The organism is Methanoregula sp., assembly GCA_041645435.1.
GTDB lineage: Archaea > Halobacteriota > Methanomicrobia > Methanomicrobiales > Methanospirillaceae > Methanoregula.
On record JBAZQB010000003.1, the window covers coordinates 152,980 to 165,651 of the forward strand.

Consider the following 12,672-nt stretch of genomic DNA (forward strand, 5'->3'; position numbering starts at 1 on the left):
GATTTCTTCCAACGTTTATATTTCACCCCCTTAAGTAAGTGCTCAAGCGCCCCTACCGATTCTACATTACAGGAATCTGCTGATATAGTTATTCTCGTCTGACAGGGATTGTTTCATGGATTGGAATACAATCCGTGATCGATACACGGCCGGTAACCGGTGCATGCAATGAAACCGCCCCTCGCTGATTTCATGATCGTAATCAAAAAAGACTATGTGTTCTTGTCCGGAGCACCGGATTTGTCCTGGGGGTATACCATCCAGCCAGTGTCCAAAAATGAGAATAGTCCAAAGGATTATTATGCCCGCTCGGGGAAGTGCAGGCAGTTTACCAAGGTGAAACTATGAAAAATATAACGTTACTTTTCCTTATGCTTGCAATGACCGTGACACTGCTCATTGCCGGATGTGCACAACCGCAACAACAAGTACAGACTCCTCCGTCATCCCCGGTACTGACTCCGGTGCAGACTGATACTATCAGGGTTTCAACCAGCCCGCTGGGTACCATCCTCACGGATGCCAGGGGACAGACCCTCTACTACTTTGCCAAAGACATTCCTGCAAGCGGCGCAAGCTCCTGTTCGGGTAAATGTGCAACCGTCTGGCCGATCTTTTCGGCTGATACCATCCGGGTATCATCGCCACTCGACCCGGCGGATTTTGGAACCATCACGCGTGCCGACGGGACAAAACAGACCACCTACTATGGCTGGCCGCTCTATTATTACCAGGCCGATACAAAACCGGGAGATGTGAACGGTGAGAATGTCTTGAATGTCTGGTTTGTGATGAATCCCGATGAGAGTGTTCTGATTACCCAAAGTCCTGCACTCGGCCAGTATCTTACCGGCACGTCAGGAAAGACGCTCTACGTCTTTACAAAGGATTCCGCCGGTACCAGTACCTGCACCGGTAGCTGCCTTGCAAAATGGCCGGCCTTCAGTACTAGTACGGTGACTGCCCCGTCCGTCCTGAAACCGTCAGGTTTCAGTGCCATATCCCGGGCAGATGGAGTGAACCAGACAGCCTGGATGGGCATGCCACTCTATTACTATGCCGGGGATACAAAGCCGGGCGATGTGAACGGGCAGGGATTCAACAACGTGTGGTATGTGGCAAATGTATCCGGTATCACACCGGTGGTAACAACAGTCCCGGTTACCACTGTCCCGGTAACAGTCGTTCCAACAAAATCCGCGAGTACTGGCTATAGCAGCGGGTACTGATGCGAAAAGGAAATTCCCATTTTTCTGATCTGTTTTAAAACCGCAATAAAAAATGATGTGACGACAGATAGGAGCAGGGATTTATCTTTGCGGGCGGGGATCACCCGGGGTATCCCCGTGAAAATACGCGATTCGCGGTGAACTGCTGGATTTTGACAATGCCAAAACCCGCTGGGCGTCACCGGTGGAATCCTTAAAAATCATACTTTCTTTTCCGGACCAGCAGATTCATCCCCGAGGATGAGATGGAATACAATCCTGAATTCGTTCATCCGCTGCCGGATATATTTTTTACCGGTTTTAGTAGGATTGTATAATTTTGACTTGCCCGACATCTTAATTTCTAAGTATCCCTTATTCTCGAGATCATAAAGGAACGTATATATCCGGGCCTGGGAAATGAGAACCTTGTACCGGCTATGGATCTCATGAACGATATCATATCCGGATATCGGTTTTTCAAGCATAGACAGTATCACCGGTTCGAGGAGTTTTTTCACCACATCTTCAACCGTTGCCTGGGGAACAATGGTTAAAGATTCTGCCGGGAACGTGGGGTGGTCAAAGGAAAGGTTCGTGTCCTTGCCGGTAGATATGATGATCTTTGTTATGCCTTCTGACAGAAGCCTGATGTGGTCGTGATCGAGATCTGCAATGTTCAGGGCGATAATCCCGGTGATGGGAATTCCGGCTTCCTTTTTTACACAAATCAGTTTTTTTACGGCGATGATATCGGCAAATTCTTCCATGTCAGAAAAATCAAAAAGGATCTGGAGACTGGCAGAAGGATCCCCGGGGGTTAAGGTGGATGTACATTTCTCAAGAATACGAGGGAGGAAAAACAGTTCCCCTTTTTTTATGCGCCGGGTGAACAGCTCACCATTCTGAACCTCCTTTAAAAAAAATTTATTCAGGACGGACTGGTGATATGCAAAGAAATTCCGCCCTCCTTTTTTTATCCCGGCTTCAAGGGCGGATTTGAATATCGGATCTTTTACAGACGGATCTACATACAGGAAGAGGACAATATCTGAAAAAATATCTTTCAGGAGAATCATTTTTACTTCAGGCTGGTCAATGAAATCAGTTTCCGGCTTTTCCACACTACCGGGAGATGTTTTTGCCTTGGCTGCCTCTGCCATCCGGTTCATCTCCCGTTCTGCGTCTTTACGGAAGAGGGCAACTTCGATGGCAGCTTTTATTTCCAGTTCATTGAAGGGTTTAACAATATACCCGTACGGCCGGACCTGCTTGGCTTTCTCGATAATCGCATCATCCGCGTACGACGTGACAAAAACTACCGGAATATCCAGTTCGCTGATAATAACCTGTGCCGCTTCGATACCGTTGAGTCTTTTAGGCATAACGATATCCATCAGGATCAGGTCAGGTGTAAGCTGCCGGGCCTTCTCGATCGCATCCTCACCGGATGCTGCCAATCCCACGACCGTATATCCCATTGTTTCCAGCAGCTCCCCCAGCTGCATGGAAATGATCGCTTCATCGTCTACTACAAGAATCTTCGACATTTGTTCTCCTCTATCTTATCGGAAAGCACACGTTCACGGTAGAACCATGCATGGTACTTTCGATTTTCACCGTCCCCTCCAGTTGCAATACCAGGCTCCTGATCAGTTTCAGTCCCAGGCTCGTAGACAGCCGGGTATCCACATCGACGGGAATACCGACACCATCATCCTCAACGGATATATTGACATTCTCTCCATCCAGCGATAAAGTGATCAGAATAGTCCCGCGCTCACGTCCTTTAAACGCATGTTTGAATGCGTTCGACAGGGCTTCGTTTATCACCAGTGCGCAGGGAATTGCCTGGTCAACCGGAAGAAAAAGATCCTCTGCTTCCACGGTGCAGGTGATCTCCGGGCCGGACTTCCTGTAGATATTTGAGAGATCGGTCACCTGGTCCCGGATATGACTGCTCATATTGATCTTATCGAATTGCTTACTCTCATACAACCGCGTATGGATCTGGGCCATGGTCTTGATCTTCATCATCATGTCAGTCAATATGCTGTTTACGGCCGGATCCTGCGTCCTCGTCCTCGTCATATAGAGGAGACTTGAAATTATCTGGAGATTGTTTTTGACCCGGTGGTGGATTTCCCGGATCAGGATCTCTTTTTCCGCCAGTGCGGCAGTGATCTTTTCATTTGCCAGTTTTGACTCGGTTACATTCCTGAAATAACCGATAAGTCCGTCAATCTCGCCGGCAGCGTTCCGTTTCGGCACATAGGATCCGGCAAAGTAGTTTTTCTCGCCGCGTGCATTGACCAATGGGATTTCCTGGTGCACTGCTGTACCACTTTCCACTACATGTTTCTTGATCTTTGTCAGGACATCCGCATCTTCTTTGGATAATACCTCGTAATCGGTTTTTCCGATCATTTCCTGCACGGTCAGGCCAAGTTGGGGATTTATTACCTGGATATACCGGAGGTTCATATCCTGCACCAGGATATGATCCGGGGTATTGGTGGCAATAATCCGGAATTTTTCAAGACTCTCCCGTAAGGCTTCTTCTGCCTGCCGGCGCTCGGTGATATCGCGGTAACTCCAGACCCTGCCGACAATAGTTTCGTTAATTTTCTGGGGTTTGGAATACCGCTCGAAGATCCGGCCATCGGTGAGGCTGACGATATCGTAGCTCTCCCGTTCCGGGTGAGAATAGAAGTCCTTTAACCGGGCAACAAACTCCCGTGAGTCTGCAATCAGGGGGGTCATGTAGGCAAGAGCGGTCTTCTCTCCGGCGGAATCGAGCCGGTGTACCGGGATTCCCCAGATTTCACAAAAGGTCTTGTTGTAACTGGTAATGTTTCCGCTGTTATCGACCACCAGGATACCATCAGCAGTGGAATCGAGAGCCGCATTAAGGAGTGAAGCGGTTTTTATGGATGTTTCTTCCGCACGTTTGCGCTCCGTAATATCATTTCCCTGGGCAATGGTAGAGGTGATCGTGACACCAGCCGCATCATAGATATTGGCTGAATTCCAGAGAACGATTTTTATCGCGCCGGAAACATGCCGGATGGGGATCTCTACCGAGTCCCACTGTTCACCGCGGCTTGTCTTCTTTATCAGCTCCATTGTTTCATGCCGGGTTTTTTCAGGAAAGAGGATATCGAGGGGTTTTTTTTGCACGGTGTCGGCAGTCATTCCGGTCAGGAATTCAAATGCGTGGTTGAACCGCAGGATCCTGAATTCCGGGTCCCAGACAATGATCGGGGCATTGGCATAATCGATCAGGTTTTCGAGATACTGGCTCGTGCCACGCAGGGTTTCTTCTATCTTTTTCCGCGCCATTGCGGTTGCCACAAGATCCGTGACTGCCTGCATCAGCTCAAGTTCATCATAGGTAAAATGCGGCCGTTCGCTGGTACCAAACAGGAGTGTCCCGAGAGTGCGACCCTGGTAGACGATCGGATAACACGCATATCCGGTTGTACCAAATGAATGGATCGGAAAAGTTCCTTCAGGTTCATGAGAGGGGATGTCAAAGGAAACAATTCGTTCGCCATCGCGGGCGACCCGGCCACAGACACCGTCACCGAGATCCAGGTATTCAAGCCGGCGTGCATCTTCCCGGGTAATGCCGGCATATGCATTCAGGTGCAGCTGGGGTCTTCCCTCCTCGATAATATAATTGAAAAATGTCTGGCAGGAGAGGTGCTGCATCACCCGCTCACCCACGGTCAGGACTACCTGTTCGGGTTTCTCAGCCCCCAGGAGCCTGCGGGCAGCATCTGCAAGAATGTTTAATTTGCCGGACTCTTGTTTCAGTTTTTCTTCAATCTGCCTGCGTTCAGTGATATTCTGGAACGTACCGGTAACAAAGGAACGGGTTCCCTCTGTTACGGGCATTAATCCCCGTAATTCCGTCCAGACCTTCAATCCAGTCCCGGTTGTAATGGGAAGCTCAAGGGTAAAGGGATCACCGGTGGAAAGGCACGTCTCCAGTTTATTCCTGACGAGTAGCCGGTCTTCCTCTGCAAAATATTTTAATCCCTCTGAAAAACCCGGCGAGGAATTGCGAGGAGCTTCTACGATGTCGTAAATCCCATCAGTCCACTTGAGGTAATCGGTATGCGGGTTTGCCATCCACCCGCCAAGCTTCGCATTTTTCTCTGTTTCCCTGAGGAACCAATCTCTCTCCCTGAGCGCATCCTCAGTTTTTTTGCGGGCCGTTACATCGAGCACCTGGGAATGGATGGAGATGAGGTTCCCGTCTTTATCGCGGAGTGCAGAATTGTACCATTCACAGTAAATAACCGAACCGTCTTTACGGTAATTGCGGTTGCTGTGCATGTTTCGCGGGCTCTTCCCGCTCATCATATCAGAGGAAATGGCCGTGACCCGGTCTATGTCATCATCGTAAACCCAGCGGAATTCACCCAGGATTTTTCCCACGATCTCTTCTTTTGTCCAGCCAAACATGCGGGTTGCTTCATCGGACCAGACGGTAATGCGGAACTGTGAATCGAACGTTATCACCGCCAGGGGTGAATTGTCGATATGCCAGATCAGGCGCTCCTCGCTTTCCCGCAGCGCCAGTTCTGTTTTTGTGAGATCATCTACATTCTGCCGCAATTCTTCTTCTGCGGACTGGAGTTCCTCGTTGAGTTCGCTGAGCTCTTCATTTTGGTGAACAAGTGCCTGTTCTGCGGTATCAAGCCGGTGCCCGATCTGTCCGGATATTCTTGCGACAATGAGAGCAGTTGCGATAATAAAAATGACGATGCTTACCGAGAGGGTAACCGCATCGGAAAAATGGTACCATGACGATATGATATAAAAAAATATGTTTTCACAAAGAGTGACAGCGACGGTTAACGTAACGAAGTTCCGGAGCAGCATGGCCTGGGTGGAATTTCCCCTGAAATAGCAGACCGGAACGGTTGCCGGCCCGGCAGCAGCAATCAGCCCGGCCCCGATACAAAATGCTGCAATCGCAGAAATAGCTGCGATCGGAATTACCGGCGTCCCATAGAAAAACGGATTTCCATAGAAATAACTCAGGATCAGGGTGAGAGAGACCAGGGTGATAATAATCCCCGCTACGACCGTAATTTCCCGTGCCCTGCGGTTTTGTGAAGACAAAAAGAATGGATCGCCATAAAAAAACAATCCGACCGCTGCAATAACGATGAACCCGGCTGCGACAGGAGATAAAGGTGATGACAGGGGTCCGAAAATTACCGACCCGGCCGCAATAAACCAGGATTCTATAATAAAATGTCCCCCGTAGAGTCCCGAAATAATTTCTAAAAATGTTGTACCTGCAATGACCACCAGTGCAGCTCTTAAAAACAGAGATACCGTCCGGCCCAGCACCTTTCCTGAAGAGATGTATACAAGAATAGCTCCAAAAAAAATCCATATGAGAGCTGCACTCAGGGCCATTGTCTTGCAGCCCGGGCAGACACTGCTTATAAGAATGACTCCCGAAATATTCCCCATAATGCCGGTTACACCGGAAAGGATTGCAAGAAGTCCGAAGGTGAAGGTAATTTTTTTAAATAAATGTTCTTCCGCTACATTTTCAGGTAAAAAAGCGGTAGTGAAAGGTGATGGCCGATTCATCAAATCATCCTAAAAGCAGTTACAGTATATATAAACATAAAAACCCAGTAGCATCATTTAAAGATTTGCCTATGTCTCAAAAAATGAGAACATAATTTTTGATGGCATGTAGCAGGGATTTACATCAGTGATGACAAAGGACATGGCTCATCCCATACAGTATCCCACTCTTCGCAGATCCCATTCGGTTATAACAGCATTAACAACGTCGAGCTCCGGATTTGATGCTCCCGGGGGCTCCGCCCCAAAAGGGTGGGCGCCCCCGAATAGCAAGAACCCCGGAAGCGGGCACATAAACCCTTAATGAAATTATTTTTCCAAAATCCGCCCGATATCTTTTTTCAGGGGAGGAATATCCACAACAACAATCCGCCAGATTTCTGAGGGATCAATGGCAAAATAGTGATGCACAAGAATATTCCGGAACCCGATAATCTTGCTTCAGGGTATCAGGGGATTATTCTTCCGGGTTTCTTCTGAAATCCCGCGGGCTGCTTCTCCAAGAATCTGGAGGGGGTGCACGATCCACACCTGAATCAGTTCACTGCTCTCAAACGCTCCTTTTCCCTGAGCCGCATATTTCTCAATGTGGCTGATGGCCTCTGCCATATCAGAAAAACGCAATGTATCGTCCCTCAAAGAGGAATCGCCTCCGCAAGAATCCGGTTCCGTACCTGATCCCGGAGCAGATTGACCGTGCAGACATCCACGTGTTTTCCAAGAAGCTGCTCAAGATCATACGATAAGCCGCCCAGATCAAACAAGGTCCGTCCCGGTTCAAGTTCGACAAGAAAATCAATATCGCTGCTCTCATCCGCAGTGTGGCGGGCAACCGATCCGAAAATACGGATGTGCGATGCCCCGTAGCGTGCCGCAAGCTCGGCGATCTCCTGCTTTTTCTGGGCAACGAGATGGTAGATGTCCGGCTCAGGCATAGCATACAGGGATTGAACGTCCAATTACATAAAAAAACCTGACCGGGGATTCTTTGGGAGGAGCGGAACGGGACTAATCCTGCGGAACTTGGCGGGGTCTTTACGGACTTACTCCCGGAGAGGGGGTGAGTTTGTCGCTCCCGGGGGCTCCACCCCCGCCGCGTGGGCTCCCCCGATAGCGATGACACCAGAACAGGTTAAACGATACTATCAATGAGCGCGGGGCTGAGTCATAGGATGAGACACTGATCCGGAAATTCTGAATGCAATCAGAATGAAAACAGCAATACACTAATCAACGAACGGGAGAAGAAAAAAAAGAGATTAGCCGAACAGGGCACCGAGCCCTGCCATACCGCTCTCTTCTTCCTGCTTCTTGTCCTCTTCCTTGTGCTCTTCCTTGGCTGGTGCTGCGTGGCCTGCTGCTGCGGGTGCTGCTGCTGCGGCAACCGGGGCGACTGCTGCCTTGGAGATTGCCTCTTCAATGTTCACGCCATCGAGCGCTGCAACGAGTGCCTTGATCCGTGATTCATTTGCTGCTACACCGGCGGCAGTAAGGACTGCCTTTACGCCATTCTCATCGACTTTCTTGCCTGCTTTGTGCAGGAGAAGTGCTGCATAGATATACTCCATCTTAAACTACCTCAAATATCTCAAATATTATTTTACCAGGCCGTTGACTGCCTGGCTTTCTCTGTACGCTTTACCAATTATCGCATCGATAACGTCTTTCTCGTAGATCGCTGCCTCAACCGCAAGACCGCGGGCTTCCCGGACCGCCTTGGTCAGGATGGCTTCCATCGAGTCTTTGGTTGGGATCGCTGCATTAACCGACAGGTTGAACGCCTGTGCGGCTGCGAGCTGGATCTGTCCGAGAATTACGGTCTCATCCACTGCAAGGACGGACGGCTCAAAGATTCCGCCTTCATGGTACGCGACCTGCAGTGCAAGTCCTACGTCCATCGGCTTGATGTCAAGCTTGGCCAGTACCACGGCAAGTTTTGGCGAAATGACTCCGCCTTTCTTGACAACGGTCTTGGTCTCTCTTATCTTGACTTTGCCGCCTTCAATCGCTGCGGGTATGCCTGCCTGCTGGAGTTCCCCGACAATCGGGCCCGGCTTGAAACTGGTCGGACCCTTCTCGATGACGATATCCTCCGGTGCTTTCTCACCGGCTTTTGCCGCCATCTTGGTCTTGGTCTTTTCCAGCGCTTTATAAAGCTTGAACGGGTTGTCGTTGGTGAAGATGATCGCCGAGTGACCGGAGATGTACTTCGAGAGGTTCTTGACGTCGCCGCCAATCTCCTCAAACGCGTGCTTGATCAGCGTGTTCCTCGTCACTTTGATGACAGCTTTTCCCCGCAGGTTCCTGCGGATCTGCTGCACCTGCTGTGCCGGGATACCGTACATGTCCACGAGCCCGATTAAGGCGAACTGTTTTGCGTTCTTCTTAATCTCTGCGACTTCGTCCTTTTTCCAGGTGGGCAGGTGGTGGGTATACAACGCCATTATTCCAGCCTCACTGCGGGACCCATCGTGGTCTTGACAAAGATGGAACGAACGTTTAACGGACCCTGTTCAAGAACAGACTCGATCCTTTTTACGATCGTTTCAATATTCTCGGCGACCTGTTCCGGCTTCATTGCCGTTGTACCGACCTTTGAAGAGAAGACCGTCTTGTCCTTGGTTCGGATTTTTACCGAGTTCCGGAGACGTTCGACGATCGGACGGATATCCTGCTGTGCAGGAATCGGCAGCGGCATTCTGCCCCGCGGACCGAGCCGGGGACCTAAGTACCGGCCGACACCGGCCATGACACCCATCTCTGCAAGGAAGTACCGGTATGTACTGGCAACTCTCCGTGCTTCGCGGGGCTGACCGCCGAGCCGTTCAACTTCCTCAGGGCCGATAATCAGATCAACCTTGGCTTCCTTAGCCTGCGTGACGATGTCTCCTTTCCCGATGACACAGATTTTTATCTGCTGACCCGTGCCGTGGGGGAGCATAATCGTCTCGTCGATACGATTTTTCGGCTGCGCCATATCGATATTCTTGAGATTGATGGTAATATCGATGCTCTCAGAGAACTTACGCTCTGGCGCTTTTTCAATCGCCGCATTTACGGCTTCCAAAATTTTGGCCCTATCAACCATCAGATTCCTCCATAGTTCTGCGACCGAACCTGATTCGATCTCCTATGGTTTTCTCATGTTACTTCACGAGAACGCTGTCATACTTGCCTTGAGAAATTTCAGCGAGAACGTCTTTCGGGCGCTTGCCGTCAACGTTGACACCCATGCTGACACACGTGCCGATGACTTCCTTTACGGCAGTCTTCAGCTCGTAGGCGAGCATGTTTTCAATTTTCATGTTGGCAATTCTGACAGCGGCCTCGAATGGTAGATTGCCTACCACTTTGACGTTGGGCTCTGCGGATCCTTTCTCGATATTGGCCTCTTTCTTGATGAGTGCCGACACCGGGGGAATACCCACGGTGATCGTGAATTTCTTTTTGTCGTCAACGGTAACGGTGACCGGGACCTGCATTCCATTGAATGAGGCGGTCTTTGCGTTGATCTCATCGACAACAGCTTTCACGTTGATACCGAGTGGTCCGAGCGAAGGTCCTAATGGGGGACCTGCGGTTGCCTTTCCGCCGGGTACTAAAACCTCGACCACATCTGCCATAGTCTTTGCACCATGCCGTCCCTAATATAGGGCTCCAAGCTTGGGTCTGTAAATATTGATGGCAAATGACATAAAGGTGATCTTGGGTGGAGGGGGAATTTTTTATGATAGTGAGGGCATCTAAAAGATTATTGCAATAGCGTACAAAATCAAACCGAGTAGTAACAACGACAGATGGATTAAAATTGCATTATTGAATTGATGAGGACCCATTGGAAGAATCTTCCAATACCAAGATGGCTTAATTTGTATTGTTGCTTTTTTCTTCTCTTCGGCCTTTTCGTCCGAATATTGATTCACGAATGCATCGAGTAAAAATTGGTTGAGATCCCAAGTTTTGCCAAAACGGAAAACAATAGAATAAATTGTGATAATTGAAGCAATTATCGAAAATATTAGGGAAATTAGAGACAATCCTAAAAAAAATTTCATTGCACCAACATTGTTGAAGTTGGTAGTGACCCATACTATAGCTGCAAAGGTAAAAGTCGTAGTCCACTTTAAAAAATCGATAACTGTTTTAAAAAAAAATATCTCCTGCGGAGTTCGTCTCTTCTATTGAGTCAATTATCAACTTGGCCCGATCATCAGGGATTTCCACGCTGCCAATTAAATTAGATAAAGATAAGAATCTTGTGTTTTTGCTGTTAGTGTTCCGTCTAATTTTCGTTTGTTATCAGTGAGTATCTAAAATCATAAAAGAACACGAATCCTAAAGATAATTTTTTTTCAAAGTTGCATGTAAAATGAATTATATCTTAAAATACAATATCCCATATGGACGAAAAAACGAAAAAAAGAATATTCGTTTTTATCGACACAAATTTAGTATATTCTAAAGAGATGGATTATAACATTTTTCGATCGAACTTCCTCAATCAAATAATAATTTTACGTAATTTTTTCTCAGAAAGGATTGAATCAACGGAGATTCTTCTCATTTTACCATATACGGTTGTTCGTGAAAGATACAAACAAAAATATGATCTACTCTACAAAGAGATGGATGAAATTATAAAGAAGTTAAAGTTATTACAGAAAAAAGATTTTTTTAAAACGGATATAACGATTAAAGAATTAGAAAAAAACCAAAAAAATCTTGAAAAAAAAATTGAACGTGCTGGTAATGACTATCTCAAAAGTAATTCAATATTAATTACATCAGATTGCCCCGCAGAATTTTTTGAGCGAATTAAAAATAAAGCATACACAAAAGAAAAGCCATTCGATAATAAAGAAATTGATGGTTTTAAAGATGCATTAATCTGGTATTCTTTAATAAATTATTTAAAAACCCAAAATATTTCTAAAAATGATCATATCTTCCTTTTCACAAATAATTCACGCGACTTCAAATCAGATAATACACTTAAAGAGTTTAAAGCGATATTTGGAACAGATATAAAAATTATTTCTAGAGAATCGAAAAACTTTCAAATATGTGCATCAGAAAATCAAGAATTCTTGCAATTTACACTTCAAGAGTCGAAAGGGATTGAGATTTTAAATATTTTTATCGAATACATCGAAAAGATTGACAAAGTAAAAATTGAAAAAATAATTGCAAATCCTTTTCCCACTGATCTGTCACCGATAATAATTCCATATCAGTTAAACAAGGAGAATTGGAAAAAAGAAATCGAGAAAAGAACAATAGATTTATTGAAAAGTTTAAATTTCAAAGTTGATACAAGTAAAATTACATTTAACTATTCTTTATTACCCAATATCTTTGAAATCACAGTTTTTTTAGATTTTCATGAAGAGGGATACTTTTATGATATCAATTCATTTGAAATTTCGTTTGAAGATGGCGATATACAAGAGATTGAAATTGGATCAGAAAATTATCTAATATTAGATGATTATATTATAGATTACCAAAGTCCTGACTTTACTTTTTTTAGTATAGAACCCCGGATAAACATAATAATCGCGGAAATTCTTGAAAATTTAATCGGCCGTGAGGTTGATCCGGACACACTCATTTACACGATCTTGAGGTAAAAATATTTTTTTCAACGTGGAATAATCGAATTATTCCAACAACTTTTCACCCATCAAACGTTAAAGATTTTCTTTTCAATAAAGGATATTTACCAAGGAAATACATTTCCCCTCGCCCTGCGAGGCCATTACGAGTTGGCCGGGCGACCCCCAACCAGCGAGCGGGCCAACTCGCCAATAATAGTCATGCTCACGGCCCGCCATGCAAAGTACAC

General features: G+C 46.7%; 11 protein-coding genes and 1 pseudogene. 4 read left to right on the forward strand and 8 right to left on the reverse strand.

The genetic code is table 11. From position 1 onward, the window contains the following. Positions 1 to 168 precede the first annotated feature (168 nt). Both WC593_07470 and WC593_07475 read left to right on the forward strand, forming a co-directional pair. A complete protein-coding gene (locus WC593_07470) occupies positions 169 to 348 on the forward strand; it encodes a hypothetical protein (protein MFA4824985.1) in 180 nt (59 codons plus the stop codon). Next, a complete protein-coding gene (locus WC593_07475) occupies positions 345 to 1,229 on the forward strand; it encodes a hypothetical protein (protein MFA4824986.1) in 885 nt (294 codons plus the stop codon). Before WC593_07470 ends, WC593_07475 begins: the two co-directional genes overlap by 4 nt. Before the next feature lie 200 nt (positions 1,230 to 1,429). Here WC593_07475 and WC593_07480 read toward each other — a convergent pair whose 3' ends face one another. From WC593_07480 to WC593_07515, 8 genes and pseudogenes are all read right to left on the reverse strand, one after another. After that, complete coding sequence (locus WC593_07480; protein ID MFA4824987.1) at positions 1,430 to 2,758, reverse strand: response regulator; 1,329 nt, start codon at positions 2,756 to 2,758, stop codon at positions 1,430 to 1,432. 10 nt (positions 2,759 to 2,768) lie between these two features. Beyond that, positions 2,769 to 6,827: a PAS domain S-box protein gene (locus WC593_07485; protein ID MFA4824988.1), complete on the reverse strand. Its 4,059-nt coding sequence runs from the start codon at positions 6,825 to 6,827 to the stop codon at positions 2,769 to 2,771. Positions 6,828 to 7,136: 309 nt separating this feature from the next. After that, positions 7,137 to 7,436: pseudogene (locus tag WC593_07490) on the reverse strand (HepT-like ribonuclease domain-containing protein). A gap of 26 nt (positions 7,437 to 7,462) precedes the next feature. Further along, on the reverse strand, positions 7,463 to 7,762 hold the full coding sequence (locus WC593_07495) for a nucleotidyltransferase family protein (GenBank protein MFA4824989.1): 300 nt from the start codon (positions 7,760 to 7,762) through the stop codon (positions 7,463 to 7,465). A gap of 324 nt (positions 7,763 to 8,086) precedes the next feature. Further along, positions 8,087 to 8,395, reverse strand: a complete 309-nt coding sequence (gene rpl12p, locus WC593_07500) for a 50S ribosomal protein P1 (GenBank protein ID MFA4824990.1) — start codon at positions 8,393 to 8,395, stop codon at positions 8,087 to 8,089. A 27-nt stretch (positions 8,396 to 8,422) separates the two neighbouring features. Then, the gene (locus WC593_07505; GenBank protein MFA4824991.1) at positions 8,423 to 9,271 is read right to left on the reverse strand and encodes a 50S ribosomal protein L10; all 849 of its coding nucleotides are present in this window, start codon (positions 9,269 to 9,271) and stop codon (positions 8,423 to 8,425) included. Further along, positions 9,271 to 9,915, reverse strand: coding sequence for a 50S ribosomal protein L1 (locus WC593_07510; protein MFA4824992.1), 645 nt, complete (start codon positions 9,913 to 9,915; stop codon positions 9,271 to 9,273). Before WC593_07510 ends, WC593_07505 begins: the two co-directional genes overlap by 1 nt. 58 nt (positions 9,916 to 9,973) lie before the next feature. Then, positions 9,974 to 10,450: a 50S ribosomal protein L11 gene (locus tag WC593_07515; protein MFA4824993.1), complete on the reverse strand. Its 477-nt coding sequence runs from the start codon at positions 10,448 to 10,450 to the stop codon at positions 9,974 to 9,976. Between the two features lie 367 nt (positions 10,451 to 10,817). On the opposite strand from WC593_07515, the gene WC593_07520 reads away from it, so the two are divergent. Both WC593_07520 and WC593_07525 read left to right on the forward strand, forming a co-directional pair. Further along, the gene (locus WC593_07520; GenBank protein MFA4824994.1) at positions 10,818 to 11,012 is read left to right on the forward strand and encodes a hypothetical protein; all 195 of its coding nucleotides are present in this window, start codon (positions 10,818 to 10,820) and stop codon (positions 11,010 to 11,012) included. 215 nt (positions 11,013 to 11,227) lie between these two features. Next, complete coding sequence (locus WC593_07525) at positions 11,228 to 12,457, forward strand: PIN domain-containing protein (GenBank protein MFA4824995.1); 1,230 nt, start codon at positions 11,228 to 11,230, stop codon at positions 12,455 to 12,457. The last annotated feature ends 215 nt before the right edge of the window (positions 12,458 to 12,672 follow it).

Coding starts and splice junctions, on each gene's coding strand:
- WC593_07485 (MFA4824988.1), bottom strand. CDS start 6,827: ATGAATCGGCCATCACCTTTCACTACCGCTTTTTTACCTGAAAATGTA.
- WC593_07480 (MFA4824987.1), bottom strand. CDS start 2,758: ATGTCGAAGATTCTTGTAGTAGACGATGAAGCGATCATTTCCATGCAG.
- WC593_07505 (MFA4824991.1), bottom strand. CDS start 9,271: ATGGCGTTGTATACCCACCACCTGCCCACCTGGAAAAAGGACGAAGTC.
- WC593_07470 (MFA4824985.1), top strand. CDS start 169: ATGAAACCGCCCCTCGCTGATTTCATGATCGTAATCAAAAAAGACTAT.
- WC593_07495 (MFA4824989.1), bottom strand. CDS start 7,762: ATGCCTGAGCCGGACATCTACCATCTCGTTGCCCAGAAAAAGCAGGAG.
- WC593_07475 (MFA4824986.1), top strand. CDS start 345: ATGAAAAATATAACGTTACTTTTCCTTATGCTTGCAATGACCGTGACA.
- WC593_07510 (MFA4824992.1), bottom strand. CDS start 9,915: ATGGTTGATAGGGCCAAAATTTTGGAAGCCGTAAATGCGGCGATTGAA.
- WC593_07515 (MFA4824993.1), bottom strand. CDS start 10,450: ATGGCAGATGTGGTCGAGGTTTTAGTACCCGGCGGAAAGGCAACCGCA.
- WC593_07525 (MFA4824995.1), top strand. CDS start 11,228: ATGGACGAAAAAACGAAAAAAAGAATATTCGTTTTTATCGACACAAAT.
- rpl12p (MFA4824990.1), bottom strand. CDS start 8,395: ATGGAGTATATCTATGCAGCACTTCTCCTGCACAAAGCAGGCAAGAAA.